The 26,806-nt window shown below is 63.6% G+C and carries 23 protein-coding genes; 13 read left to right on the forward strand and 10 right to left on the reverse strand.

The annotated features are described in order from the left end of the window. The first annotated feature begins 145 nt into the window (after nucleotides 1-145). The 3 genes from bamA to fabZ all read left to right on the forward strand — a co-directional run bounded on the left by bamA (nucleotide 146) and on the right by fabZ (nucleotide 4,322). On the forward strand, nucleotides 146-2,671 hold the full coding sequence (gene bamA / locus IVB28_RS14440) for an outer membrane protein assembly factor BamA (RefSeq protein WP_247527060.1): 2,526 nt from the start codon (nucleotides 146-148) through the stop codon (nucleotides 2,669-2,671). 125 nt (nucleotides 2,672-2,796) lie between these two features. After that, entirely contained in the window at nucleotides 2,797-3,864 is a 1,068-nt protein-coding gene (gene lpxD / locus IVB28_RS14445; RefSeq protein ID WP_247527065.1) for a UDP-3-O-(3-hydroxymyristoyl)glucosamine N-acyltransferase, read from the forward strand. Next, nucleotides 3,861-4,322 carry a 3-hydroxyacyl-ACP dehydratase FabZ gene (gene fabZ / locus IVB28_RS14450; protein WP_018320213.1) on the forward strand — a complete coding sequence of 154 codons (462 nt, stop codon included), beginning with the start codon at nucleotides 3,861-3,863 and terminating at the stop codon, nucleotides 4,320-4,322. Before lpxD ends, fabZ begins: the two co-directional genes overlap by 4 nt. A gap of 18 nt (nucleotides 4,323-4,340) precedes the next feature. On the opposite strand, the gene IVB28_RS14455 is transcribed toward fabZ, so the two are convergent. Then, nucleotides 4,341-4,664 (reverse strand): KTSC domain-containing protein, encoded by a 324-nt coding sequence (locus tag IVB28_RS14455; RefSeq protein WP_247527068.1) that lies wholly within the window; start codon nucleotides 4,662-4,664, stop codon nucleotides 4,341-4,343. Between the two features lie 175 nt (nucleotides 4,665-4,839). Here IVB28_RS14455 and lpxA point away from each other — a divergent pair, with 175 nt between their 5' ends. The 6 genes from lpxA to IVB28_RS14485 all read left to right on the forward strand — a co-directional run bounded on the left by lpxA (nucleotide 4,840) and on the right by IVB28_RS14485 (nucleotide 10,076). Further along, on the forward strand, nucleotides 4,840-5,631 hold the full coding sequence (lpxA, locus tag IVB28_RS14460; RefSeq protein ID WP_247527070.1) for an acyl-ACP--UDP-N-acetylglucosamine O-acyltransferase: 792 nt from the start codon (nucleotides 4,840-4,842) through the stop codon (nucleotides 5,629-5,631). Between the two features lie 19 nt (nucleotides 5,632-5,650). After that, nucleotides 5,651-6,508, forward strand: coding sequence for a UDP-2,3-diacylglucosamine diphosphatase LpxI (gene lpxI / locus IVB28_RS14465; protein ID WP_247527073.1), 858 nt, complete (start codon nucleotides 5,651-5,653; stop codon nucleotides 6,506-6,508). Further along, nucleotides 6,505-7,689: a lipid-A-disaccharide synthase gene (lpxB, locus tag IVB28_RS14470; protein ID WP_247527078.1), complete on the forward strand. Its 1,185-nt coding sequence runs from the start codon at nucleotides 6,505-6,507 to the stop codon at nucleotides 7,687-7,689. The genes lpxI and lpxB overlap by 4 nt, the downstream gene beginning before the upstream one ends. 186 nt (nucleotides 7,690-7,875) lie before the next feature. Continuing rightward, the gene (locus IVB28_RS14475; RefSeq protein ID WP_247527079.1) at nucleotides 7,876-8,664 is read left to right on the forward strand and encodes an alpha/beta hydrolase; all 789 of its coding nucleotides are present in this window, start codon (nucleotides 7,876-7,878) and stop codon (nucleotides 8,662-8,664) included. A gap of 41 nt (nucleotides 8,665-8,705) precedes the next feature. Beyond that, complete coding sequence (locus IVB28_RS14480) at nucleotides 8,706-9,776, forward strand: HAMP domain-containing sensor histidine kinase (RefSeq protein ID WP_247528541.1); 1,071 nt, start codon at nucleotides 8,706-8,708, stop codon at nucleotides 9,774-9,776. 141 nt (nucleotides 9,777-9,917) lie between these two features. Next, nucleotides 9,918-10,076: a hypothetical protein gene (locus IVB28_RS14485; protein WP_247527080.1), complete on the forward strand. Its 159-nt coding sequence runs from the start codon at nucleotides 9,918-9,920 to the stop codon at nucleotides 10,074-10,076. A 438-nt stretch (nucleotides 10,077-10,514) separates the two neighbouring features. Here IVB28_RS14485 and IVB28_RS14490 read toward each other — a convergent pair whose 3' ends face one another. The 9 genes from IVB28_RS14490 to gltX all read right to left on the reverse strand — a co-directional run bounded on the left by IVB28_RS14490 (nucleotide 10,515) and on the right by gltX (nucleotide 21,793). After that, nucleotides 10,515-11,798, reverse strand: coding sequence for a pilus assembly protein TadG-related protein (locus IVB28_RS14490; protein ID WP_247527081.1), 1,284 nt, complete (start codon nucleotides 11,796-11,798; stop codon nucleotides 10,515-10,517). A 742-nt stretch (nucleotides 11,799-12,540) separates the two neighbouring features. After that, on the reverse strand, nucleotides 12,541-13,308 hold the full coding sequence (locus IVB28_RS14495; RefSeq protein ID WP_247527082.1) for an SDR family oxidoreductase: 768 nt from the start codon (nucleotides 13,306-13,308) through the stop codon (nucleotides 12,541-12,543). Then, nucleotides 13,305-14,420: a sn-glycerol-3-phosphate ABC transporter ATP-binding protein UgpC gene (gene ugpC, locus IVB28_RS14500; RefSeq protein WP_247527083.1), complete on the reverse strand. Its 1,116-nt coding sequence runs from the start codon at nucleotides 14,418-14,420 to the stop codon at nucleotides 13,305-13,307. Before ugpC ends, IVB28_RS14495 begins: the two co-directional genes overlap by 4 nt. 10 nt (nucleotides 14,421-14,430) lie before the next feature. Continuing rightward, a complete protein-coding gene (locus IVB28_RS14505; protein WP_247528542.1) occupies nucleotides 14,431-15,288 on the reverse strand; it encodes a carbohydrate ABC transporter permease in 858 nt (285 codons plus the stop codon). Beyond that, the gene (locus IVB28_RS14510; protein WP_247528543.1) at nucleotides 15,281-16,186 is read right to left on the reverse strand and encodes a sugar ABC transporter permease; all 906 of its coding nucleotides are present in this window, start codon (nucleotides 16,184-16,186) and stop codon (nucleotides 15,281-15,283) included. The genes IVB28_RS14505 and IVB28_RS14510 overlap by 8 nt, the downstream gene beginning before the upstream one ends. 14 nt (nucleotides 16,187-16,200) lie before the next feature. Continuing rightward, complete coding sequence (locus IVB28_RS14515; protein ID WP_247527084.1) at nucleotides 16,201-17,487, reverse strand: ABC transporter substrate-binding protein; 1,287 nt, start codon at nucleotides 17,485-17,487, stop codon at nucleotides 16,201-16,203. Between the two features lie 58 nt (nucleotides 17,488-17,545). Beyond that, the gene (locus IVB28_RS14520; protein WP_247528545.1) at nucleotides 17,546-18,718 is read right to left on the reverse strand and encodes an ROK family transcriptional regulator; all 1,173 of its coding nucleotides are present in this window, start codon (nucleotides 18,716-18,718) and stop codon (nucleotides 17,546-17,548) included. Nucleotides 18,719-18,914: 196 nt separating this feature from the next. Then, on the reverse strand, nucleotides 18,915-20,219 hold the full coding sequence (gene gltA / locus IVB28_RS14525) for a citrate synthase (RefSeq protein ID WP_247527085.1): 1,305 nt from the start codon (nucleotides 20,217-20,219) through the stop codon (nucleotides 18,915-18,917). Nucleotides 20,220-20,365: 146 nt separating this feature from the next. Then, a complete protein-coding gene (gene gltX, locus IVB28_RS14530; protein ID WP_247527086.1) occupies nucleotides 20,366-21,793 on the reverse strand; it encodes a glutamate--tRNA ligase in 1,428 nt (475 codons plus the stop codon). 143 nt (nucleotides 21,794-21,936) lie between these two features. Here gltX and IVB28_RS14535 point away from each other — a divergent pair, with 143 nt between their 5' ends. The 4 genes from IVB28_RS14535 (at nucleotide 21,937) to IVB28_RS14550 (ending at nucleotide 26,711) form a co-directional block, all read left to right on the forward strand. Beyond that, nucleotides 21,937-23,613 carry a glutamine--tRNA ligase/YqeY domain fusion protein gene (locus tag IVB28_RS14535; RefSeq protein ID WP_247527087.1) on the forward strand — a complete coding sequence of 559 codons (1,677 nt, stop codon included), beginning with the start codon at nucleotides 21,937-21,939 and terminating at the stop codon, nucleotides 23,611-23,613. 20 nt (nucleotides 23,614-23,633) lie between these two features. After that, a complete protein-coding gene (locus IVB28_RS14540) occupies nucleotides 23,634-24,020 on the forward strand; it encodes a nuclear transport factor 2 family protein (RefSeq protein ID WP_247527089.1) in 387 nt (128 codons plus the stop codon). Nucleotides 24,021-24,105: 85 nt separating this feature from the next. Beyond that, on the forward strand, nucleotides 24,106-24,339 hold the full coding sequence (locus tag IVB28_RS14545) for a DUF2171 domain-containing protein (protein WP_194407912.1): 234 nt from the start codon (nucleotides 24,106-24,108) through the stop codon (nucleotides 24,337-24,339). Between the two features lie 95 nt (nucleotides 24,340-24,434). After that, nucleotides 24,435-26,711 (forward strand): ComEC/Rec2 family competence protein, encoded by a 2,277-nt coding sequence (locus IVB28_RS14550; protein WP_247527091.1) that lies wholly within the window; start codon nucleotides 24,435-24,437, stop codon nucleotides 26,709-26,711. Nucleotides 26,712-26,806 lie beyond the last annotated feature (95 nt).

The raw sequence follows: 26,806 nt of genomic DNA on the forward strand, positions 1-26,806 counted from the left end.
ACGTCTTGGAATGAAATTGAAATCACGACGCTTTCGGCCGTTTGCGGCGTCGGTGAAATTGGCTACAAGCGGCCTCGACTTTGGGGAATCTCCGGACCGGCGTTGGGGTTGGGTCTGGCTCGGAATGATAAGGGCGCGTTGCGCGATGAAGTTTGGACTGCGACTCCGGGGGGGCCTTCTCGCAACCCTGATCATGTTCGGCGCGCCGGTGGTTGCCCCGGTCGGGGCTGTTTTTGTGTCTTCGTCTGCGCTCGCGCAGACCGTTCAGTCGATTTCCGTCGAAGGAAATCGCCGGGTCGAGGTGGAGACGATCCGCTCCTACTTCAAGCCGGGTCCGGGCGGTCGCCTGGATCAGGCCGCCGTCGATGATGGCCTCAAGGCGTTGATCGAGACCGGCCTGTTCCAGGACGTCACGATCAACCGCGGCTCCGGCGGCCAGATCATCGTCTCGGTGGTGGAAAACCCGGTGATTGGCCGGGTCGCCTTCGAGGGCAACAAGAAGATCAAGGACGAGCAGCTCACCACCGAGGTCCAGTCCAAGGCGCGCGGCACCTTCTCCCGCGCCATGGTGCAGTCCGACACGCTGCGTATCGCTGAAATCTATCGCCGCTCAGGCCGCTACGACGTGCGCGTCACGCCCGAGATCATCGAACAGCCGAACAACCGCGTCGACCTCATCTTCACGGTCGAGGAGGGCGCCAAGACCGGCGTCAAGTCGATCGAGTTCGTCGGTAACGTCGCATTCTCGTCCTACCGCCTCCGCGACGTCATCAAGACGCGTGAATCGAACCTGCTGAGCTTCCTTGCCAGCGGCGACATCTACGATCCCGACCGCGTCGAAGCCGACCGCGACCTGATCCGCCGCTTCTATCTCAAGAACGGTTTTGCCGACGTCCAGGTGGTGGCCGCGCTCACCGAATACGATCCGGAGAAGAAGGGCTTCAACGTCACCTTCAAGATCGAGGAAGGATCCCAGTACCGCGTCGGTGCGGTCGACTTCCGCTCCAGCATTCCGAACTTCGATCCCACCTCGATGCGCGGTTATTCGCGCGTCCACGCCGGCTCACTCTACAACGTCGAGTCGGTCGAGAAGTCGGTGGAGGAGATGCAGATCGAGGCCTCGCGCCGCGGCTATGCCTTCGCCGTGGTTCGGCCCGGTGGCGACCGCAATTTCGAGGCGCACACCGTCTCCGTCGTGTTCAGCATCGACGAGGGCCCGCGCACCTATATCGAGCGCATCAACCTGCGCGGCAACACGCGTACCCGCGACTACGTGATCCGCCGCGAGTTCGACGTCTCCGAGGGCGATGCCTACAACCGCGCGCTGGTCGACCGTGCCGAGCGGCGCCTCAAGAACCTCGATTACTTCAAGAGCGTGAAGATCACGACGGAGCCCGGCTCGTCGAGCGACCGCGTGGTCCTGATCGTGGACATGGAAGAGAAATCGACCGGCGACTTCTCGATCTCTGGCGGTTACTCCACCACCGACGGCGCGCTCGCCGAAGTCTCGGTCTCCGAGCGCAATCTGCTCGGCCGCGGCCTGTTCGCCAAGGCGGCGGTGACCTATGGCCAGTATGCACGCGGCTACTCGCTGTCGTTCGTCGAGCCGTATCTGCTCGACTACCGCGTCGCGCTCGGCCTCGACCTCTATCAGCGCCAGCAGCTGTCAAACAGCTACATCTCCTACGGCACCAAGACGCTCGGCTTCTCGCCGCGCCTCGGCTTCTCCCTGCGTGAAGATCTGTCGCTGCAGCTGCGCTACTCGATCTATCAGCAGCAAATCACGCTGCCGTCCTACCTGGCGAACTGTAACAATGACCCGCTCTCCGCGGCGTTCAACCCGAGCCCGGCCTATTCGGCGCTGACGGGTACGCCCTTGGCTGCGTCCACCAACGGCCTCGGCTGCTACGTGGACGGCGAAGCTTCGCTGCCGGTGCGCAAGGAGCTTGCCAACGGCAAGACTTTGACCTCGGCGCTCGGCTACACGCTGACCTACAACACGCTGGACAACAACAAGAACCCCACCGACGGTCTGCTCGTCGACTTTCGTCAGGATTTCGCGGGCGTCGGCGGCGACGTGTCCTACCTGAAGTCCGTCGTCGATGCGAAGTACTATGCCCCGCTGGTGTCCGACATCGTCGGCCTCGTCCGCGTGCAGAGCGGCATGCTGAACAAGATCGGCAGCGATCTGCGCATGCTCGATCACTTCCAGATGGGTTCGAACCTCGTCCGCGGCTTTGCCCCGAACGGCATCGGCCCGCGCGATTTGAATCCGTTCGGTTCGCACGACGCGCTCGGCGGCACCAAATACTGGGGCGCATCGCTCGAACTGCAGATGCCGTTCTGGTTCCTGCCGAAGGAAGTGGGTCTGAAGGGTGCGGTCTATGCTGATGCCGGCGGCCTGTACGATTATAAGGGGCCGACGAGTTGGACAGCGACCAACGAAGTCAACACGCCCGGCTGTATCCCGTCGACCGTCAATCCGTCCTCGACAGGCACCTGTACCGGACTCGTCTATGACGACAGCAAGGTCATCCGCTCGTCGGTCGGTGTCGGCCTGATCTGGCAGTCGCCGTTCGGTCCGCTGCGCTTCGACTACGCCGTGCCGCTCAGCAAGGGCAAGTACGATCGCACGCAGGAGTTCCGGTTCGGCGGCGGCACCTCGTTCTAATTCGCTCAGCACGGCACGATCCGGATCACTGGAGCCGGTTTCCGAAAGGGATCGTGCCATTCCAAGAGATGGGGCATGATGCGGCCTGGCCGCTTCATGCCGAAGCCGGACCGCGACGGGGTGGAATGGCGCAGCCGATCTTCTTCACAAAGCCGCCTGCCTCAGCGCTGGCTGACATTGCCACGCTGACCAAGGCGGAGCTGGTCGATCCCGACAGGGGCGGCCAAATCATCACGGGCCTTGCTTCGCTCGACGAAGCGGGCCCGATGCATTTGGCGTTCTTCGACAACCTGAAATACGGCGACGAGCTCAAATCGACCAAGGCGGGCGCGTGCCTGGTCAGCCCGCGCTTCGAGGCCCAGGTGCCCACGCATGTGGCCGTGCTGCGGGTGGCGCAGCCGTTCCGGGCCTTCGTCAGGCTCGCGCGCGAATGGCATGGCGATGCGCTCAGGCCGCAATCCTGGGTCGGCGATGACGGTATTGCGCCGTCGGCGATCATCGATCCCACGGCCCGGCTCGAGGACGGCGTGATCGTCGATCCCTTGGCGGTGATCGGGCCGGACGTTGAGATCGGCAGCGGCACGGTGGTCGGCGTCGGCGCGGTGATCGGTCCCGGAGTCAAGATCGGCCGGGACTGCAATGTCGGCGCCCGCACTGCCATCCAGTGCGCCCTGATCGGCAACGACGTGCTGATCCATCCCGGCTGCTCGATCGGCCAGGACGGCTACGGCTTCATCTTCTTCGGCCCCGAGGGCCATCTGAAAGTGCCGCAGACCGGCCGCGTGCTGATCCAGAACAATGTGGAGGTCGGCGCCGGCACCACGATCGATCGCGGTTCCTTGCGCGACACCGTGATCGGGGAAGGCACCAAAATCGACAATCAGGTCCAGATCGGCCACAATGTGACCATCGGCCGGAACTGCCTGCTGGCGGCCCAGATCGGCCTCGCGGGCAGTCTGACCATCGGCGACAACGTGGCGCTGGGAGCCAAGGTCGGCATCAACAACCACCTCAAAATCGGAGATGGAGCCCAGGTCACCGCGATGAGCGGCGTCAAGGACGACATCCCGGCAGGCGGACGCTGGGGTGGTTTTTTTGCCAAACCGACCAAGCAGTGGTTCAAGGAGATCATCGCGGTGGAGCGCCTGGTACGCGACAGCAAGGCCGATGCGAAGGACGAGGGACGGGAATGACGGCGGAATCACCTGTTAAGTTCGAGCTGGTGGACATCAACGCGATCCTCCAGACCCTGCCGCACCGCTTTCCGATGCTGCTGATCGACCGCGTGATCAATATCCGCGCCGATTACAGCGGTATCGGCATCAAGAACGTCACCTTCAACGAGCCGGCCTTCCAGGGGCATTTCCCGGAGCGCCCGGTCTATCCCGGCGTCATGATGATCGAGGCAATGGCGCAGACCGCGGGCGTGATCGGCATCAAGTCGGTCGAAGGCACCGAGAAGCCGCGGGCGGTCTATTTTCTCACCATCGACAAATGCAAGTTCCGCAAGCCCGTGTTGCCCGGCGACACTATCGAGTACCACATGCGCTCGGTCGGCCGCCGCAAGGCCATGTGGTGGTTTCACGGTGACGCCAAGGTCAACGGGCAGGTGGTTGCGGAAGCCGATGTCGGCGCCATGCTGACGGACTGAGGCACCTCGGCCTGGGGCTCACGCGCTGCAATCGTACCGGCTGCCGGCGGCATCGCGCCTGATATGCCGGTTGAAGAACTTGCCCATGGACGGCGCCCCCAGAAGGCGGTCGACCGTCTCGGCCGCGACGCCGCAATAGCGCGCATAGAAGCCGCCAGTCGCGACGACGAGGTCGCGCTGCGCGTGGTCGTAGCAGACCCGCTGAAGTACCGTGCTGCGACTGATGTCGCGGCATTCGAACCTCGCGAGGTCGATGCGCTCGCGATCGCCGGTCTCGACCGTTTCCGAGACGATCGGTGCGCCCGCGAGCTGTACGAGCAGAAATGCCAAGGCCCTGACCACGAGTGCTGAAGCTCCACATGAAGGTGTTGGGAGACCGGGAAGACCGCCTCATCCGATACTTGAAACAGCCAGAGATGATACGTCACTGGACAGATCGGGCATAGTCGCGCTAACCACCGGAAAACTGAGCGACTTCAATACATAATCAGAGCTTCCTAACGAGTAAGATTGCTTGATGAGCAAGATTGATCCCACCGCACGGATCGCGGACGGCGCCGTGATCGGCGAGGGTACCGAGATCGGGCCCTATTGCATCATCGGCCCGAACGTCGTGATCGGCGCGAACTGCAAGCTGATCGGACACGTGCATGTCACCGCGCAAACCACGATCGGTGACGATTGCACCATCTATCCGTTCGCCTCGCTCGGCACGCCGCCGCAATCGCTCAGCTATCGCGGCGAATTGACGAAGCTCAACATCGGTTCGGCCTGCACCATCCGCGAATCCGTCACCATGAACGCCGGCACCGTCGGCGGCGGCGGGGTCACCACGGTTGGCGACCGCGGCTATTTCATGAACTGCAGCCATGTCGGCCACGATTGCCATGTCGGTAATGACGTCATCTTCGCGACGTCGGCAACGCTCGGCGGTCATTGTGAGATTGGCGACTTCGTCTTCATCGGCGGACTGTCCGCCGTGCACCAGTTTACCCGCATCGGGCCGCAGGTCATGGTCGGCGGCGTGTGTGGCGTGCGCGACGACATCATCCCGTTTGGCCTCGTGAACGGCCAATATGCGGTGCTGGAGGGCCTCAACCTGATCGGCATGAAGCGGCGCAAGTTCACCAAGCAGCGGCTCGCGACCGTGCGTGGGTTCTACCAAAAACTCTTCCACGGTCCCGGCACCTTCGCCGAGCGGTTGGAGGCATCCAGGCCGCTCGCGGGCGAAGATCCGGCTATCGCCGAGATTCTCGACTTCATCGGCAAGGGCAAGCGCCCGCTCTGTCTTCCCGCAATCGCGAAGTGATGTTGGGATGGCCGCGGGCATGACATCGGCGGCGTCGGAGATTGCACCGCCGGTCGGGATCGTCGCCGGCGGCGGCGCAATGCCGTTTGCGGTCGCCGACTCGCTCGCGGCCCGCGGCATCACGCCGGTGCTGTTTCCTCTCCGCGGGGCCTGCGATCCGGCGCGGGTGGAGAAATTCCGTCACCGCTGGATCTCGGTCGGCCAGCTCGGCCGCGCGATGCGGCTGTTTCGCGAGGAAGGCTGCCGCGACCTGATCTTCATCGGCACGCTGGTGCGGCCCTCGCTCTCGGAGATCCGGTTCGACGTCAAGACGCTACGCCTGCTCGGTAACGTCATCCGCGCCTTTCGCGGCGGCGACGATCATCTCTTGTCCGGCGTCGGGCGCATTCTCGAGCAGGACGGCTTTCGCATGGTCGGCATCAAGGATGTCGCGCCCGACCTGCTGATGCCCGAGGGCTGCATCAGCCGCGCCTGGCCGAGCGACACCGGCCAGACCGACATCGCGCGCGGCCGTGCGGTGCTGACCGCGCTCGGTCCGTTCGACATCGGCCAGGCTGTGGTGGTGATCGACGGCCACGTGGTGGCGGTCGAGGACATCGAGGGCACCGACGCGCTGCTCGCGCGCGTGGCGCGCCTGCGCGAGGAGGGGCGCATCCGCGCCGCCACGGGCCGCGGCGTGCTGGTGAAGGCGCCCAAGAGCGGCCAGGATCTTCGCTTCGACCTGCCGACGATCGGGCCGCGCACCCTCGAAGGTGTTGCCGCCGCGGGCTTGGCCGGCATCGCCGTCATTGCCGGCAACACCATCGCCGCGGAGCCGCAGGCGATGATCGCCTTCGCCGACGCGAAATATCTCTTCGTCATCGGCCTGCCGGCGTGATGCAAGGCCGCGATCCACAGCGCAAGATCTTCCTGATCGCCACGGAGGAATCCGGCGACCGGCTCGGCAGTGCCTTGATGAAGGTGCTGCGCCAGCGCCTCGGCGACGGCGTGCAATTCGTCGGCGTCGGCGGCCGCACCATGGCGCGCGAGGGGCTCGAATCGCTGTTTCCGATCGAGGAGCTCTCCATCGTCGGCTTCGCCGCGGTGGTGCAGCAATTGCCGAAGATCCTGCGGCTGATCCGGAAGACGGCCGACGCCGTGCTGGAGGCCGCGCCGGACGCGCTCGTCATCATCGACAGCCCCGATTTCACCCATCGCGTCGCGCGCCGCGTGCGTGCGCGCAATCCGGCGATCCCGGTTGTCGACTATGTTTCGCCGCAGCTCTGGGCGTGGCGGCCGGGGCGGGCGCGGACGATGCTCGGCTATGTCGACCATGTGCTCGGCCTGTTGCCGTTCGAGCCGGCGGAATACCGCAAGCTCGGCGGGCCGCCGTGCAGCTATGTCGGCCATCCCCTCATCGAGCAATTGTCCTCGCTGCGGCCGAACGCGGAGGAGCAGGCGCGGCGGGCCGGCGAGCCGCCCGTGCTGCTGGTGTTGCCCGGCAGCCGTCGCAGCGAGGTCAGGCATCATATCGAGGTGTTTGGCGCAACGCTCGGCCGGTTGCAGGCGGAAGGGCGCGCGTTCGAGCTGATGCTGCCGACCATGCCGCACCTCGAAGGCACGATCCGCGAAGGCATCGCGAACTGGCCGGTCAAGCCGCAGATCGTGACCGGCGAAAACGAGAAGCGCGCCGCGTTCCGGATTGCACGAGCGGCACTCGCCAAGTCCGGCACGGTGACGCTGGAACTCGCACTATCGGGCATTCCGATGGTGACGGCCTATCGCGTCGGCGCGATTGAAGCCTTTATCCTGCGCCGCGCGATCCGCGTCTCCTCGGTGATCCTTGCCAATCTCGTGATCGGCAAGGATGTCATCCCGGAGTTCTTGCAAGAGGAGTGTACGCCGGAGAAATTGGCGCCGGCGCTGTCGGAGCTTCTGAGGGATTCACCGCTACGCCGACGGCAGGTGGAAGCCTTCGCCCAGCTCGACACGATCATGTCGACCGGCAACAAATCGCCGAGCGTGCTCGCGGCCGACATCGTGCTGGCGACGATGCGCAAGGGCAGGCAGACGAGCTAGGACGAGGGTTCCGGAGCGTGATCGGCGGCTTGTGACCCTTAGCGGACTCCAGTCAGTTGTGGGATCACTCCGTCACGCCCGCTCGTGTTCTAATGAGGGGGCCTCCCGCCAATCGGTAACTGGCACCCGACAGCGTATCAGTGTTAGGATTTGACACACCGGAGGCAAGTTCCGGGGGGAGAGCTGATGGGCGCAATCGAACGAAACAACGTCCATGTTCGCGGAACGGGCGGGCAGAGTATGGTTTTTGCCCATGGCTTCGGCTGTGACCAGAACATGTGGCGTTTCGTGGAGCCTGCCTTCGTGAGCGAGTTCAAGACGGTGTGTTTCGACCACGTCGGGGCGGGCGGTTCTGACCTGAAAGCCTACGACAAGGAGAAATATTCGTCATTGGCGGGCTATGCCGACGATGTCGTCGAGATCGGACGCGAGCTTGGTCTGGCGGATGCGGTATTCGTCGGACATTCGGTCAGCAGTATGATCGGCGCGCTGGCGGCGCAGAAGGCGCCGGGCATGTTCGGCAAGCTCGTGATGATTGGTCCTTCGCCGCGGTACGTCGACGACGGCGATTATTTTGGCGGCTTCACCGAAGGACAAATCGGTGAACTTCTTCAGTTCTTGGACTCCAATCACATGGGCTGGTCGGTCCAGATGGCACCCGCGATCATGGGCAATCCCGATCGGCCCGAGCTTGGCCAGGAATTGACCAACAGTTTCTGCCGAACTGATCCGGACATCGCCAAGGCATTCGCCCGGGTCACGTTCATGTCCGACAACCGCGCGGACCTCGCTAAACTCGATGTTCCGACGCTGATCCTTCAGTGCAGCGATGACATTATCGCGTCGAGACCTGTTGGCGAATTCGTCAATCGCACAATCCGGAACAGCGAGATCGTCTTCCTCAAGGCTACGGGCCATTGCCCCAATCTCAGCGCGCCCGACGAAGTTGTCGCGGCCATGCGAACTTTTGTCTGAGGCATTCGGTGACTGATCCGCGGATCGACGATTTCGAAGACATGTTCGAGAACGCTCCGTGCGCGTACATCACTCTGCTGCCTAACGGGCGCATCGAGCGCGTGAACAAGACGCTTCTCGGCTGGATCGGCCACACCGCCGAGCACATGGTAGGCAAACGGTTCAGCGACTTTCTCAACATGGCAGGTCGCATCTATTTTGAAACCCACATTGCACCGCTGCTGCGGATGCAGGGCTTCTACGACGAGTTTGCGATCGACATGGTCACGGCGGCGGGCGGGCCGCTCCAGATGATTGCGAACGCGCGCGAAGGGCGGGACGCCGCCGGCGGGGCACTGTTCACCCGGCTGGCGTTGATCAAGGCCACGGATAGACGACGCTACGAGCATGAGCTTCTGCAAGCGCGCGACGTCGCAAAAACCAATCTGGAAAGCGAACGCGAGACTTCGGAGTTGCGCGAGCAGTTCATTGCCGTGCTCGGCCACGACCTCCGAAATCCTCTGGCTTCGATAAGTGCCGGGGCCCGCATCCTCGGTCGCGATGCAAAGAGCGACAAAGAGCACCAGGTCATCGCAATGCTGGAGACGACCGTTCTGCGGATGGCCGGGCTGATCGATAACGTGCTCGATTTCGCGCGGGGCCGTCTCGGTGGAGGTATCACGCTTGATCGCAATTCCCGCAGACCGCTCGAACCTGTGTTGCACCAGGTGATCGATGAGCTGCGGCTGTCTTCGCCCGGTCGCCGCATCGAAGCCGAATATGCGATCGATGTTCCCGTCGATTGCGACAGGAGCAGAATAGGGCAATTGGTGTCCAACCTCGTCGGGAACGCGCTCAGCCATGGCGCGTCCAATGAGCCGGTTCGCGTGCGCGCCGCGACGGAAGATGGGCTGTTCAGACTGTCAGTCGCCAACAGCGGCGAACCCATACCTGAGGCCGCCATGGGCAGGCTATTCGAGCCATTCTTCCGAGGCGAGGTCCGAGCCAGTCGCCAAGGTCTTGGCTTGGGTCTTCACATTGCGGCGCAGATAGCGAAGGCACATGACGGTACTCTGGACGTAAGCTCAACAAGTGAAGAAACTCGCTTCACCTTTTCGATGCCCCTTCGCTGATCTGTAAAATGAGCAAGGTCCGGTAGTGGTCCTTAGGCGACATGGCGGAGCGTGGCCTTGTTAATCGCTACTTTGTCGAAAGCAGACGTAGCTGGACAGCCAGGGGAATAGGTCGCGGTCCTCCGCCCGGAGATCGAGCATATGCGCTCGCAGATCAGCAGGCAGCGCAAGAAAATCCTCCGGTTCCAGCGCGCCGGCATCTCGACCGCCTCGGCCGAAGCGCTTGTCACTGAAGTGTGCCTGCTTTCGGTCGATTGGCTGGTCCCGAGCAAGGACGGTGCCGCAGCCGTCGTCCGCTGAGTGGACAAAGCTCAGCGGGAGCATCAATCGTGCTCGAGATGATCCTTCTGTTGCTCGCTGGCGGCTTAACCTTGTTAGGTTTGATCATCCTCGTCTTAAAGCTTAAGGCGGGCCGTGAACGGAAGCCCAGCGCGACGTGGGTCATTAAACCACATCGTCGTCGTAACGGCCGCTCCCCTTCCAGAAAACCGTCGCGGCAAGCTCGACGCCGCGCTGCGTTCGAGAAGTTCATGCTCCAGCGCCCTCATCCTCTTTTTCACCGCTCGCGCCTCTCGTAACCCCTTCTGATGTTCGGGTCGGCAGCCGCCTCATTGAAGCAAATGACAGTTTCGCACGAAGGACACTGACGCGAGAAGCCATCCTGCAAGCGGGGTGCCCGTTCACGAAAGACGTTTTTGCACCGGGTACAGCGAACCTGAACTTGGTCTTCCACGATCATCACCTGGCCAGCCGGAGCTTGGAAAGCGAGGCCACAATCTGGTCGAAGGCCGACAAAATCTGATCCGCAGAGGTCAGCATGAAGAAGTTGCCAGGTGTGGTCGCGCAGTACTTCAGTACGTCGGATTCCGGATCTTTGTCGGTATTAACCTGTATCGAATAAACGATGACCTTGTCCTTGCGGATGTTGTCACAGAGCAAGCGCTGGCGGCCGTCTACGTAGGTGGAGTGGTCAGAGCCATTGCCTGCCTTTTTGTTCTTCGTGTTCAAACCGTCACTGAGCACGATGATGATGTTCTTGTAGTTGTAGCCGCTTGTCTGCGCAGGCGCGTTGAGCGGATCGCCTGGCATCAACGACAGCCATGCCCAGGCCATACCAACCGGCTGGTTGGTGGGCCCGCCTGATTTTATCGTGTCGATGCGGGCCTTGAGCTTGCTCCAGTCTGTTGAGAGCGGCATCAGCTCAACAGGACACTGGTTGAACTGCTCAGGCTGGAAGCTGGTCGCCATGTTAGTGGGTGGAGTTTTGTCGACATCGTAGGGCTCGTCACGATCGGTGATGCAGCCGTTCCAGCTGGCGTGATCGGCCGCGGTCCAAGTGCCACCGTTACCGATGCATTTGGTCCTCGTTTTGCCGCCCTTGCTGCAGGTTCCGTTGGCCTCTTCCCACTCGGTCCAATCCAGCCAGCCCTTCTGATAATTTGATGCGGTGTTGATATGGGTGGAGAAGGGCACCACGGAGATATAGAGATCTTCAGGCGTCTTCGAATTCGCACTTAACTGGTCGATGAGGCTCTTGGCGGCCTTCTGCATTGCGGGCAGCTTGCCGTGCTGCGCCATCGATCCGGTCCCATCCAGCGCAAGGGCCACGCGAAGGCGCGTATTGCCCCAGGATGCTGTGGAATCGACGCCAAGGTTCATCGTGGGGAACCCAGCAATCTTCATGAAGTCCGTCGGAATCTGCCCCGTCGCACCGAGCTTGACTGATGCGCCTTTGCCTGTGTCCGGCACGTAATCGGCTGTTACTACGAGGCTTCCAACGTCCTTGCGTGTGAAAAGCCCCTGGAAATAGGACTTAGCCTTAGCGGTAATCTCGGAAGGAGTTAGCCCGATCGAATCCTTCATCGCCATCAGCGCGGCGTTATCGAGGGCAGTTTGCATCGCCGTCCGCGCGTTGACCGCTCGGGTGTAGTCGATTGCCATGCCGATAAGGACCAGCAGCGGCACAAGGCAGATTGCAAACAGGAAGGATACGTTCCCTCGATCATCTTGATGAAATTTCATGGTCGCTCCCCAGCGGTTTTAGCCGGGAGTAAAGCGAGAAACGCTTAATGTGGGCTTCTTCCGAAATTGCTGCGGAGGCCGATCGCACTCACTTTTTTGGTTTCAGGTAAACGAAGTTCACTGTTAACCATCAAAAAGCAAGACACGGTGCGCGGCGTCCGCGCGTCGCACGTCCCGAAAGAGTTTTTACTCTCAACGCGACTGCTACGGCCGTTTCGGCTGGCTTGAAGGGAGTGCGTTTCGAATTGCTAGCACCAGACACTCCGATAGTATGTGCCCGGTGCCGAAGCAGGCGCCCGAAGGGATCGCCGGCTTCTATCCCCTATTGCCCAGAAGCCGGCGATCTCCAGGGCCTAAAAAACCTGCATCACTAGGATTATGATGAATGATTTTGAGGGACTACCCGACCACTTCATCATGCGATGTACGAATGCATCCGCCGTGAGGTTCAGGCGGACGCACTGGCTATCGCGACGTTTGTGGGATTTCCTGTCAGGCGCCGCGCCGAGCGCCTGTATGCGGAGATCCAGCGCCGCTCACTGGTACCTGAAAACTGCGAAGCACCTTGGTATCAAGGTGCCGCCTGCGCTGCTGGCGCAGGCCGACGAAGTGATCGAATAGAACCTGATTGCTGCGTTGCATGGGTCCGGTTGTGGCCCAACTCGCACCTGGGTGAGGTACGAGAGCATGGCTGCTATCGGCGACAGAGCGGACCTCTACGAACAGCAACTCGGATCGTGCTCTAGCCGAGACCAGCGTCGACCCGAAAACACTGGCTGGTGATACGCTGGCTTTCGTCGGAGGCGAGGAACAGCGCCATGTTGGCGATGTCCTCGGGCGTGACCGCATCCGGAACCGCCTGGCGCGAGCGCATCTCGGCGATGACCTGCTCGTCCGGATACCAGAGCCGGCGCTGCCGCTCGGTAACGACCATGCCCGGCGCGATCGCGTTGACGCGGATGCGGTCGGGACCGACCGAACGGGCCAGCGAGTTGGTGAAGCCGACGATCGCGGCCTTGGCCCCGGCGTAGACCGGCAGGGCCGGTGCACCGCGCATCCAGGCGATCGACGACATGTTGATGATCGAGCCGCCGCCGCGTGCTTGCATCTGCGGCACCACCGCTTGCGCGGCAAAGAAGACGTGCTTGAAATTGACCCCGATCATCCAGTCGAACTCGGCGGGTGTGACCTCGGCCAGTATCTGGCGCTGGTCGTTGGCGGCATTGTTGACCAGCACCGCGGCGTCGCCGAGCGATCGCTGGACCTGCACAATGGCTGAGCGCAAGGCATCGATGTCCAGGAGATCGCAGGGCACGAACAGTGGTGCGGTCCCGCCCGAGGCCGCGACTTCCGCGGCCAGCGCCTGGCCGGCCGCCTGGTCGATGTCGAGGAACCCGACGCGGGCGCCTTGTGCAGCAAAGGCGCGCACGAAGGCGGCACCGATACCGCTGGCGCCACCGGTGATCAGCACCACGCGGTCCGCGAGGCCGGCATAGCTCGTCTTTGTCATGCGATCAGTCGCTCCGTTTCGGGGTCGAACAGGCAAATGCGGCGCGTATCGAGCGCGAAGGGGGCAGAGGTGCCGGGCGTGGGGCGGACGTCCGGCGAGAGACGTGCCTGCGCCGGCTCGCCACCGAGCCGGAGCAAGACGATGGTCTCGGCACCAGTGGGCTCCACCATCTCGACCGGCGCGGTGACGACAACCGGCGCGCTTGCGGCGCCGGAGAACGCGCGGTCCCCCTCGGCGATGCATTCCGGCCTGATCCCGAACACCACCTCGCGGCCGAGATAGGGGGCGGCCGCATCGTATCCTTGCAGACGAAGGCGAAACTCGTCCGATCGTCCTGCCCCGATCACGACCATCGGCCCGTCGCTATCTGCCTCGAGCCGCGCCGGCATCGTGTTCATCGGCGGCGATCCCATGAAGCGCGCCACGAACAGGTTGGCGGGGTAGCGATACACCGTGTCGGGATCGGCGAACTGCTGCACCACGCCGCGATGCATCACGGCGATCCGCGTTGCCATCGTCATCGCCTCGATCTGGTCGTGGGTGACATAGACGATGGTTGCGCCAATGCGCTGGTGCAGGCGCTTGATCTCCATCCGCATCTCCAAGCGTAGCTTGGCATCGAGGTTGGAGAGCGGTTCGTCGAACAGGAAGAGCAGGGGATCGCGCACCAGCGCGCGCCCCATCGCCACGCGCTGACGCTGGCCGCCGGACAATTGCGACGGCTTGCGGCCGAGCAGCGGCTCGATCTGGAGCAGCTTCGCCACGTTCGCGACCGCCTTCTCCTGCTCGGCCCGGGCTACAGCACGGCATTCCATGCCGAAGGTGATGTTCTGGCGCACCGTCATCGAGGGATAGAGCGCGTAGGACTGGAACACCATGGCGATGTCGCGATCCTTGGGCGCGACGTCATTGACCACGCGCCCGCCGATCTCGACTGTCCCCGCGCTCGGCTGATCGAGCCCGGCAACGATGTTGAGCAGCGTGGACTTGCCGCATCCGGATGGCCCGACCAGCACGGTGAACTCGCCGCTTTCGATGTCGAGATCGATGCCCTTCAGCACCTCCAGATTGGCGTAGCGCTTCGACAGGGCGCGAATGCTCAGTGCTGCCATGGCGGCCTCATCATTTCACGGCCCCGGCGGTGAGGCCTCGCACGAAGTACCTGCCGCCAAGGACATAAATCAACAAAGTGGGGAGCGCCGCGATGATCACCGCGGCGCTCTGAACGCCATGCTGCGGGATGTCTGCGACTGCGGCAGATAGCGCGATGAGAGCGGCGGTGACGGGCTGCTGCTGGCCGCTCGTGAACGTCACGCCATAGAGAAATTCGTTCCAGATATGCGTGAACTGCCAAATCACGGTGACGATCAGGATGGGAGGCGAGAGCGGCAGGACGATGCGCCAGAAGATGCGAAAGAACCCGGCGCCATCGATACGCGCGGCCCTGATCAAGTCATGGGGAATGGCGACATAGTAGTTTCGGCAGAACAGCGTGGTGAAGGACAGCCCCTGGATCGTATGAATCAGCACGAGGCCCGCCAGCGTGTTGATGAGTCCAATGTCCCGCAGCACGATGGTCCAGGGCAGCAAGCGCATCTGCTGGGGAAGGAAAAGGCCAAGGGTGACGATTCCGTAGATCCAGGTATCGCCGCGAAAACGCCAGAGCGACACCGCGTAACCCGCGACCGCACCGAGCAAGGTCGAGAAGATCGTCGCGGGAATCGTGACCAGCGCGGAGTTCAGCATGTATGGCCGGATGCCGGCGCAGGTCTCGGCGACACAGAAGCCGCTCCAGGCCGCGGCGTAATTGCTCCAGGCCAGATGTTGCGGCCAGCCGATCATCGACCCCTGCGCGATCTCCTCGTTGGTGCGGAGCGAGTTCAGTACGACAACGACCAATGGCGCGAGCCATGCGGCAGCCACCAGCAAGACGATGAGGTAGATCAAAACCCGGCTTGGTGCGAAGGTTCGCTCACGCATGGCTCGACCGCCGCCGCCGGACATACCGCCACGCTGCATAGGGCAGCAGGACCGCGAGAAGAATGAGCAACATGAGGACTGCCGCCGCGGCCCCCCGGCCGAGCAGGCTGCGCTGGAACATCAGGTCGTAGACGACGAGGGCCGGCAGCTGGGTCGCAATACCCGGCCCGCCATTGGTAAGCGCGCGGACAAGATCGAACGTCGAGATCGCGAACTGCAGCTGGATCACGACAACGGTGATGGTGATCGGCCAAAGCGACGGCAGAATGATGCGCCGGTACATCCGGATCGGTCCCGCGCCGTCGATCTGCGCGGCCTTGATGATGTCGGCATCGACGGACCGAAGGCCAGCAAGGAACAGTGCCATGGCAAAGCCGGAGGATTGCCAGATCGCGGCGACGACAATGGTCCAGATCGCCATGTCGCGGTCGATCAGCCAGTCGAACTTGAAGGAGGTCCAGCCGAGATCGTGGACGAGCTTCTGGATTCCAAGGCCAGGGTTGAGCAGCCAGCTCCAGACCGTGCCGGTGACCACGAAGGACACCGCGAGGGGATAGAGGAAGACGGATCGCAGCACGTTTTCGCCGCGAATGCGCTGATCGAGCAGGATCGCAAGCACGAGGCCGGTCGCCGCGCTCAACACCACGAAGGAGATGCCAAACAGCAGCAGATTGTCGAGAGCTATCTGCCAGTTCCGCGATGCCCCGACCGCCGAGTAGTTGCGCAAGCCCACCCAGCCCGTAACAGGAACGAGCGTGGACGGTGTGAACGAGATCCAGATCGTCCACAGCGAGAACGAGACGAGATGCGCGGCGGACAGCAGCAGCGGCACCCAGATCATCAGATATTCGGGCAGCCGGCGCACCCATTCGGGAAACGCCGGCCGGCCTGCTTTCATCGCAGTGGCATTGCTCAACGTGAGCTCTCGACGGCCTCGGCGAGGCGCGCGGCCGCCTGCTCGGGCTTGATCGTCTTGTTCTTCACGTACTCCGTGATCACGTCGATCATCGCGGCCGTCATGCCGTTTTCCTGCGCCATATTGTGCGCCATGCTGAGGACGGCCTGATTGCTGGCGATGGCGTCCTTCAGGGCCTTTGCGGTCGTTCGTTGCCCCTCGGACCAGCCTTCGCCGGACAGATCGACATCGGTGCGTACCGGGATCGACCCCGTGATCTGCGAGTACATGGTCTGGATCGCCGGATCCATGACGAGCTGCGCCATCAGCGTCTGGCCGGCTTGCAGGTCCGCCTCCTTGCGCTGCCAGAAGATGAAGGCATCGGCATTCAGCAGGAAGACCGGCTTGCTGTTGTCGCTCGGGCCCGGGGCGATGATGAAGTCCTCGAACTTGAAACCGGCGTTGCGCAATACGCCTTGCGCCCAGCCGCCCATGATCATCATGCCCATGTCGCCGTCGATGAAGCGCTTCAAATTGGTCGAAAAGTGCTGGGCGCCGACGTTGGGGTCCATCCAGTCGGCAATCTTGCGCACCTGCGCGAACGCAGCCTTGATTTCCGGACCTTCCAGGGCCTTCTTCTCGAGATTCATCATGGCGGCGCGGTAAGCGAGAGGACTGATGCCGGCCAGGGCGGCCTCGAATTTTTGCCCGTCGTCCGGGCGGGTCCCGCCATTGGCAATCGGAAAGGCGACACCGCCTGCTTTCATCTTTTCGGCGAGGTCGTTGAAGTCAGCCCATGTGACGGGGATCTTGTCGGCCTTGGCCTTGTCCATTGCGCGTTTGGAGAGGAACAGCATGTTGGTGCTGTAGATCTGCAAGGGCAATGCAATCCACTTGCCGCCCGGCTTGTGCAATTTCGCAAGGTCTGGCGCGACGACCTTTTCGTAACCAGCGGCAGCGACGAGAGCATCGAGATCGACGGTCGGGGCAATCTTCGACCAGGCCGCAATCTCGGGGCCCTTGAGCTGCGAACAGGCCGGCGGATCGCCGGCCATGATCTGAGCCCGCAGCTTGTTCATCATCTCAGTGGTGAAGCCGGGGACGGGCGAATGCTGCCAGACGCCGCCCTTCTCCTCGAACTTCTTGCCGAGCGCCGTGATGGCCGCGCCATCACTGCCGGCGGACCATTGCGAGATCACGGTCAGGCGCGGCTTGACCGCGCCTTGCGCGCGCGCAAATGCCGGCAGTGCGAGCGTGGCAACGGATCCAGCGAGCAGACGGCGCCTTGTTGTGGTGATCGGCATGGCAGTTCCTCCCGGTGTGAAATCTCGGCGTGTGTGGGCCGTGCAGGCTCAGCGCATGTCAGGCCGCCTCCGTCGATGCCGCGGCCATGCCGCCGCGGCCGGCGAGACGGAAGGCGGCGAAGGCGAGCGCAGCCTGCGGATCGTTGCCGGTCGACGGCGGCACGAAGGCGAGGGACACCTGCGCCAATTTTCGACCGCCCAGCAGACAGGCGTCCAGGCCTTCGATCACGGCGTTGCGGTCTTCGTCGGCGAGAAGCGACGGCCAGCCGCTGATCGCGACGCCGCCGCACGGCTTCACGTTCAACGTATTGCCGATGGCAAGGCCAAGCCGGAACAAGCGCCGGCGCAGCTCCTGGCGCACGCGCGAGGCGAGCGGGATCGTGTTCACCCATTCGCTGCCGAGCTGGAGCAAGTCGGCTTCGGCAATGCCGAGAAGCTCCGCCAGCGCAGGAAGCGACGTGTACGCCTCGACGCAGCCATGGTGGCCGCAGCGGCAAGGTGGCCCCTCGGGACCGAACACCATATGGCCGAGCTCGACCGGCTGGAGGGCGTCGGCCTCGGTTGGATCGTCCATCCAGGCGCCGGCAACGCCCTGGCTGACGAAGACGAACAGATGGGTGTCGCTGAACGGATAGTTTTCCGTGCGGCAGCGGTGAAAGGTGGCGTGTGCGACGACCGAATTGGTGAATTCAAGCGGCACGTCGGCGAACATCTCGCCGAACATGTCGCTGATACGCGCGACGTCGCAGGGAATGATCGGATTGGCCGACTTGCTGAGACGGCCGAGGCCGGGAATGGAGACGCCGATCTGGGAAAGCGTGATCCGGCGGCGCCGCGTCCAGTCGCGCAGCAATGTCATCGCTTGGCGAAACGCCCGGCCGACCGTCTCGACGGTGGGCGTCTTCGGCAGCGGCACACGCTCGGTGTAGTGCAACTCGCCCGACAGGCCGCCGACGCCGGCGCTGAGATGCTGAGCCGTCAGCTCGAAGGCTGCGAGGGCGACCGAGCCATCGAGCGACACGAGACCGGTCGGGCCGCCGACGTAAGGGGCAGGGCGCCGCACTTCCTCGATCAGGCCCTCGGCCTTCAGGTCGAACAGGATGCGCGACAGGCTCGCTTCCGACAGGCGCACGGCCTTGGCCAGCGGCGGGCGAAACGAGCCGCCCGACTGAAGCAGATGGGTCAAAATGGCAGCGCGCGTCTGCCGCCGACTTCTCGGCTGCTCCGGCATTTCCGTCCCTGTCGTCATTCTTACTTAGTGTAAGAATGCGCGCGGAGCGTTTCGACTGTCAAGCGTTTGCGGGCGCGACGCATCGACTTGTTGTTGTGCGTGGCAGCAAGCGGCGAGCGGTACGATCGGTCTTTGCGCGCAAACAAGAACGGCGCCATCTTGCGATGGCGCCGTTCTGAAAGCCCTGAGGCCAATCTTACTTGCGGTCCTTCATCGCGACGTAGTCGCGGCGGGTGACGCCGGTGTAGAGCTGGCGCGGACGGCCGATCTTCTGCTGCGGGTCCTCGATCATCTCGCTCCACTGGCTGATCCAGCCGACGGTGCGGGCGACCGCGAACAGCACGGTGAACATCGAGACCGGGAAGCCCATCGCCTTCAACGTGATGCCCGAATAGAAGTCGACGTTCGGGTAGAGCTTGCGGTCGATGAAGTACTGGTCGCTGAGCGCGATCTTCTCGAGCTCGAGCGCCACCTTCAGCATCGGATCGTCGCCATGGCCGGTCTCCTTGAGCACGGCGTGACACATCTTCTGCATGATCTTGGCGCGCGGATCGTAGTTCTTGTAGACGCGGTGACCGAAGCCCATCAGGCGGACTTCGGAGTTCTTGTCCTTCACCTTGGCGATGAATTCCGGGATCTTGTCCACGGAGCCGATCTCGGCGAGCATCGCGAGCGCGGCTTCGTTGGCGCCGCCATGGGCAGGGCCCCACAGGCAGGCGATGCCGGCGGCGATGCAGGCGAACGGGTTGGCGCCGGAAGAGCCGGCGATGCGCACCGTCGAGGTCGAAGCGTTCTGCTCGTGATCGGCATGCAGGATGAAGATCTTGTCCAGCGCGTCGGCCAGCACCGGGTTGATCTTGTAATCCTCGCACGGCACGGCGAAGCACATGTTGAGGAAGTTCTCGGAGAACGTGAGCGAGTTCTTCGGATAAACGAAGGGCTGGCCGACCGTGTACTTGTAGGCCATCGCCGCCAGCGTCGGGATCTTCGCGATCATGCGCATGGAAGCGATCATGCGCTGCTTCGGATCGTTGATGTCGGTGCTGTCGTGATAGAACGCGGCGAGCGCGCCGACCGAGGCCACCATCACCGCCATCGGATGGGCGTCGCGGCGGAAGCCCTGGAAGAAGCGGGCCATCTGCTCGTGCACCATCGTGTGATGGATCACGCGGTCGTCGAAATCCTTCTTCTGCGCGGCGGTCGGCAGGTTGCCGTAGAGCAGGAGATAACAGGTCTCGAGGAAGTCGCCGTTTTCGGCCAGCTGCTCGATCGGGTAGCCGCGGTATTCCAGCACGCCCGCGTCGCCGTCGATATAGGTGATCTTGGACTGACAGCTCGCGGTGGAGGTGAAGCCGGGATCATAGGTGAACAGGCCGGACTGGCCGTAGAGCTTGCCGATATCGATGACATCAGGCCCGACGCTGCCGCTATGGATCGGGAGATCGTAGTTCTTGTTTCCGACCGTCAGTGTAGCGGTCTTATTGCTCGGTTTTGCGTCCATCAGAGGTCCCCGATGTATGGTGAAACGGACCGGAGCCGGAGGCCCCTTTCACGAGATGACGGGGCAGGCCGGATGTTCCAGAAGGTACGGGAAGATGGGTATATTATTGCTGTGTGCGCTGCAAGATCGCCGCACGCATGGTCGACTTACGTCGTAGCCTGGTCCTTGAGCCGGGCGAGGCTTTCCTGGCGTCCCAGGACGTCCAAAACCTCGAATATACCGGGCGACGTCGTCCGTCCGGTCAGTGCCGCCCGCAGCGGCTGGGCGACCGCGCCGAGCTTGAGACTATTTTCCTCGGCAAAGGCGCGCAGCGCGGCTTCCGTGGCGGCGCCGCTCCAATCCCCGACTTTCTCCAGCGCGGAATGAAGCTGACCGATCAGCTTGCGGTTTTCCGGCGTCAGCAGCGCTGCCGCCTTCGGATCGAGCTCCAGCGGCCGGTCAGCGAAGATGAAATAGGCGCTGTCGATCAGCTCGATCAGCGTCTTGGCGCGCTCCTTCAGGGCCGGCATGGCCTTCACGAGCTGCGCCCGTGTGGTGTCGTTCAACTTGGCCTTAAGCTCGTCGCGGCTGGGGACGAGATGGTCGAGCACGTCCTCGAACAACTTCACGAGTGATTGATCGTCGGCGTGGCGGATGTAATGGCCGTTGAGATTTTCCAGCTTGGCAAAATCGAAGCGGGCAGCGGCGCGGCCGACGCTGGCGAGGTCGAAGGCTGCGATCATCTCCTCGGTCGAGAAAATCTCCTGGTCGCCATGGCTCCAGCCGAGCCGGACGAGGTAATTGCGGAGCGCGGCCGGCAAATATCCCATGGCGCGGTAGGCGTCGACGCCCAGCGCCCCGTGCCGCTTGGACAGCTTTGAGCCGTCCGGGCCGTGGATCAGGGGAATGTGGGACATGCTCGGCAGGGTCCAGCCCATCGCATCGTAGATCTGCTTCTGGCGTGCCGCGTTGATCAGATGGTCGTCGCCGCGGATCACATGGGTGACGCCCATGTCGTGGTCGTCGACCACCACGGCGAGCATGTAGGTCGGGTTGCCATCGCCGCGCAGCAGGACGAGGTCGTCCAGGTTCTCGTTCTGCCAGACCACGCGGCCCTGGACCTGATCCTCGATCACGGTCTCGCCGGTCTGCGGCGCACGCAGGCGGATCGTCGGTTTGACGTTGGACGGGGCCGTCGCGGGATCGCGGTCGCGCCACATGCCATCATAGAGGCGGGTGCGCCCTTCCGCACGCGCCTTCTCGCGCATCGCGGTGAGCTCCTCTGCGGTCGCGTAGCAGCGATAGGCCTTGCCCCCGGCAAGCAACTGTTCGGCGACCTCGCGGTGGCGCGCGGCGCGGCTGAACTGGTAGATGACCTCGCCGTCCCAATCGAGCTCGAGCCACTTCAAGCCGTCGAGGATGGCGCCGATCGCGGCCTCCGTGGAGCGCTCCCGGTCGGTGTCCTCGATCCGGAGCAGCATCTTGCCGCCATGCTTCTTGGCATAAAGCCAGTTGAACAGCGCCGTGCGGGCGCCGCCGATGTGGAGGAAGCCGGTCGGCGAGGGGGCAAAGCGGGTGACGATAGGATCGGTCATTCTTGGCGGGGCCTATGCATTCGAGGCGGTGGTATATAACAGGACCGGAGCATAACTAAAGCCCGGCGGCGGATCGCTAAGCCCTTGGCTCAGCCTCCCGAATTTGGCAGAAGGGCCGCTGATTTCCCGACAGGATTTTCGTAATGACAGAACCGGTGGCGACTGAGGTTGGGCGCGATTTCATTCGTGACATCATCCAGGCCGACCTCGATCAGGGCAAATACAGGGAGATCGTGACCCGGTTCCCGCCGGAGCCGAACGGCTATTTGCATATCGGCCACGCCAAGTCGATCGCACTCAATTTCGGCATCGCCCAGGAGTTTCCGGGCCGCTGCCACTTACGCTTCGACGACACCAATCCCGTCAAGGAAGAGCAGGAATATATCGATTCCATCCAGGCCGACGTGCGTTGGCTCGGCTTCGACTGGGGCAAGAACCTGTTCTTCGCCTCCGACTATTTCGAGCGCCTGTACGAATGGGCGGAGCAGCTGATCCGCGACGGGCTCGCCTATGTCGACGACCAGACCCAGGAGGAAATCCGCACCTCCCGCGGCACGCTGACCGAGCCGGGCAAGAACTCGCCGTTCCGCGACCGCAGTGTGGACGAAAACCTCGGCCTGTTCCGGCGCATGAAGGCCGGTGAATTCCCCAACGGCGCGCGCGTGCTGCGGGCCAAGATCGACATGGCCGCGGGCAACATCAATTTGCGCGATCCCGTGCTGTACCGCATCCTGCACGCGCACCATCCGCGCACCGGCACCAAATGGAGCATCTATCCGAGCTACGATTATGCGCACGGCCAGTCCGATGCGATCGAGGGCATCACGCATTCGATCTGCACGCTGGAGTTCGAGGACCACCGGCCGCTCTACGACTGGTTCATCGAGAAGCTGCCGGTGCCGTCACAGCCGCACCAGTACGAATTCGCGCGGCTGAACCTGACCTACACGCTGCTGTCAAAGCGCGTGCTGACCCAGCTCGTCCGCGACGGCCATGTCGCAGGCTGGGACGATCCGAGGATGCCGACCATGGCCGGCATGCGTCGCCGCGGCGTGCCGCCGGCAGCGTTGCGTGAATTCGTCAAGCGCATCGGCGTTGCCAAGGCCAACAGCGTGGTCGACGTCGGTATGCTTGAATTCTGCATCCGCGAGGAGCTGAACCGCACGTCGCAGCGGCGCATGGGCGTGCTGCGGCCGCTCAAGGTGGTGATCGAGAACTATCCGGAAGGGCAGACCGAGGAGCTCGAGGCGATCAACCACCCGGATGATCCCAGCGCGGGCACGCGGAAAATCACGTTCGGCCGCGAGCTCTATATCGAGCAGGACGACTTCATGGAGAACCCACCGAAGAAGTTCTTCCGCCTCTCCCCGGGCAACGAGGTGCGGCTGCGCTACGCCTATTTCATCAAGTGCACCGGCGTGATCAAGAATGACAAGGGCGAGGTGGTAGAGCTGCGCTGCACCTATGATCCGGCGACCAAGGGCGGCAACGCGCCCGACGGCCGCAAGGTCAAGGCGACCATGCACTGGCTGCCGGCCGCGACGTCCGTGCCCGCGGAGATCCGCATTTACAACCAGCTGTTCTCCAATCCCAGCCCGGACGCCTCGAACTTTGCGGCCGATCTCAATCCGCAGTCGCTGGAAATTCTCGCGCACGCGCGGGTCGAGGCATCGGTTGCGGAGAGCAATTCGACTGAACCTATGCAGTTCGAGCGGCAGGGTTACTTCGTGCGCGACAAGGACTCGACATCCGGCAAGCCGGTGTTCTCGCGCACCATCGGCCTGCGCGACACGTTCGCGAAAGAAGTCGCCAAAGGCTGAGGCGAAGGGTTGAAGCGCGCATGAGCAGAGAAGCCGACGCCATCGTTTCCACCATCATCGCAAAATGGTGCGCCGGCTTCGCGAGCCTCGATGCGGCCGCACTGTCGTCGCTGTATTCGAACAATGCGTTCTTCTTCGGCTCCAACCCAAAGCTCTATCGGGGCAGGGACGGCGTCGCCGACTATTTCAGCGGCCTGCCGCGCTGGCGCAAGCCGCGCGCGGTGTTTTCCGAGGTGAACGCAGCGCAGGCCGGTCCTGATCTGATCAATATGGGCGCGACCATCTCATTTGATCTTGCGGGCGAGCGGGACGATCTCGTCGTCAAGATGAGCTGGGTCATCATCCGAGAGGACGGCGACTGGAAGATCGTCAATCACCACGCCTCGTCGCAGGCGCCGCTGATCTGACGCGCGGAGGGCACGGCTTCGTCATTCTCGTGAGAGAACGAACCTGCGTCCTGCGCGTTGGAGTGGGTCCAACAAGGAACCCACCATGCAGAACATCGCAGAGCATATGGAAGTGATCGGCGCCGACGGCGTTCACATCGGCACCGTCGACAAGGTCGAGGGCAACCGCATCAAGCTGACCAAGAAGGACAGCGGCGAGGGCAGCCACAAGGGCCATCATCACTTCATCGACAAGGGCCTCGTCGCCGACGTCGAGGGCAACAAGGTCCGCCTCTCGGCCAAGGCCTCGGTGGCCGTGACCATGGAAGAGGAAAAGTAGGGCTTCTCCGAGCCCGTTCCTGATCCGTACCCTATTCTGCCCTCTGCACGTTCCAGTAGCCTCTTCACCCGTCGCGTAGCGTAGGATGCAGGGGAATGGCGGAGCCGGGCCGACCACTACGGTCCCAAGGTATCGCGGGGACCTGGCCCGTCGGGCGCGCCACGCCTGCCGGCGGTCTCGTGCCGGCGGGCTTTGGCATCTGGCCCGCGATCGCCGAAAGGCTGCGCGAGTGGGCCCGCGCCGAGGCCGGTCCCGGGCGGCTGTTGCCGTGGATGCCTGTCGCCTTCGGCGGCGGCATCGCGCTGTATTTTGCCGCCGATCGTGAGCCGGTGCTGTGGGTTGTCGCGACGACGGCGGCCGCACTTCTGCTCGGCGCGATCCTGTTGCGGCGGAGCCGGCTGTTCGCCCCGGCGATCATGATTGCGGCGGTCGTCTCGGGCTTTGCCGTGGCGACCTGGAAGACGGCGCGGATCGCTCACCCCGTGCTGGCCAAGCCGCTCTATTCGGTGTCGCTGTCGGGCTTCGTCGAGACCCGCGACATCCGCGAGCGCACCGACCGCTTCGTGCTGCGCGTCACCGCCATGGAAGCACAACGCAGCGAGGTCAAGCTGGAACGCGTCCGCCTCTCCGTGCGCAAGGGCACTGCGCCCGAGGTCGGCAGCTTCGTGCAGCTCAAGGCGCGGTTGATGCCGCCGCTCTCGCCGGTACGCCCTGGCAGCTACGATTTTTCGCGCGATATGTTCTTTCAGGGCATCGGCGCCTCCGGTTTCGTGATGGGCGCGATCACGGCTTCGATCCCGCCCGATGCCGGCGGCCTGCGGCTGCGCTATGCCGCCTTCATGCAGGGCCTGCGCGATGCGATCGACGCCCGCATCCGCGCCACGCTCGAGGGCGACAACCGTGCGATCGCGACAGCGCTGCTCACCGGGCGGCGCGATGCGATTTCCACGCCCGTCAACGACGCCATGTTCGTCTCGGGACTCGGACACGTTCTCTCGATCTCCGGCTACCACATGGCGGTGGTTGCGGGCGTCGTCTTCTTCGCGGTGCGCGCGCTGCTTGCCTTGATCCCGGGCCTGGCGGTCGGCTTCCCCATCAAAAAATGGTCCGCCGCCGCCGCGCTGGTTGCGGCCGCGTTCTATCTGCTGCTTTCGGGAGCGGAGGTCGCAACGCAACGATCGTTCTTCATGACCGCGGTGGTGCTGATCGCGGTGATGGTCGATCGCCGCGCCATCACCTTTCGCACGCTGGCCGTGGCAGCGATGATCGTGCTCGCGGTGGCGCCGGAGGCGCTGGTGCATCCGAGCTTTCAGATGTCGTTCGCGGCAACGCTGGGGCTTGTGGCGCTGGTGCAGATCGGCATGCCGAACCTGTTCGCCTCGCCCGATCATTCGGCGACCGCGCGCGTCGCGCTGTGGGGCGGACGCGAGATCGCGATGCTGTTCCTGGCCTCGCTGATCGCGGGGCTTGCGACCACGCCCTATGCCGCCTTCCACTTCCACCGCGTCACGCCCTACGGCGTGCTCGCCAATCTCGGCGCGATGCCGGTGGTCTCGGCGCTGGTGATGCCGGCGGGCCTGTTGGGACTGCTCGCGGCACCTTTCGGGCTCGATGGCGTGTTCTGGTGGCTGATGGGGATCGGCATCGACTGGATGGTCGCGGTGTCGCGCTGGGTGGCGGCATTGCCCGGCGCGGTTGGCCGCATCCCGGCGTTCGGTATCGCGCCTCTGATCGCTGCGAGCCTCGGTATCGTCCTGATGGGCCTGTTGCGCACGCCTCTGCGCTGGTGCGGTGCCGTGGTGCTGCTGGCTTCCATCGCCTGGGGGCTCTCGGTGCGGCAACCCGATATCCTGATTGCAGGGGACGGCGCGAGCGTCGCGGTGCGGGGCGCGGACGGGCGCTTGCACCTGATCAGGGCGGGCAAGGACAATTTCGTGCTGAAGGAGTGGCTGTCGGCCGACGCCGATCCGCGCGATGCCGGCAGTCACGCACTGGCCGCGGGCGTGTCGTGCGACGAGTCCGGCTGCGTGACGCAGCTCGCCGACGGGCGGCTGGTCGCGCTCGCCTCGCGCATCGACGCCTTGGCGGACGATTGCAGCCGGGCCACGCTGGTGGTGACGTCACGGCCTGCGCCGCCCGATTGCGCGGCAATGGTGGTGGATCGGCAGCGGCTCGTTCGCCAGGGTGCGCTGGCTCTGACACGGCGTGGCGACGGTTTTTCGGTTCAGGCGGTGAGGGCGAGAGGCACGAACCGCCCGTGGTTGCCGGCCGGTGCCGGCGAAGGTGATTTCGACGGCAGCCTTGCGCCGAAGACGGCTCCACGCAGCCGCGACGCAACGCCGTCCGAGACCGACCTCCAGGCCGACGATTGACGCGTTGATTTACAGATACGAGGCCAGCACGACTGCGGAGCGGACGTTCAAAATTCAGGCACGGCGGCTTAAACTTCGCGCGGCGAGGATGTGCT

It is taken from the genome of Bradyrhizobium sp. 199 (assembly GCF_023073355.1).
Lineage (GTDB): Bacteria > Pseudomonadota > Alphaproteobacteria > Rhizobiales > Xanthobacteraceae > Bradyrhizobium.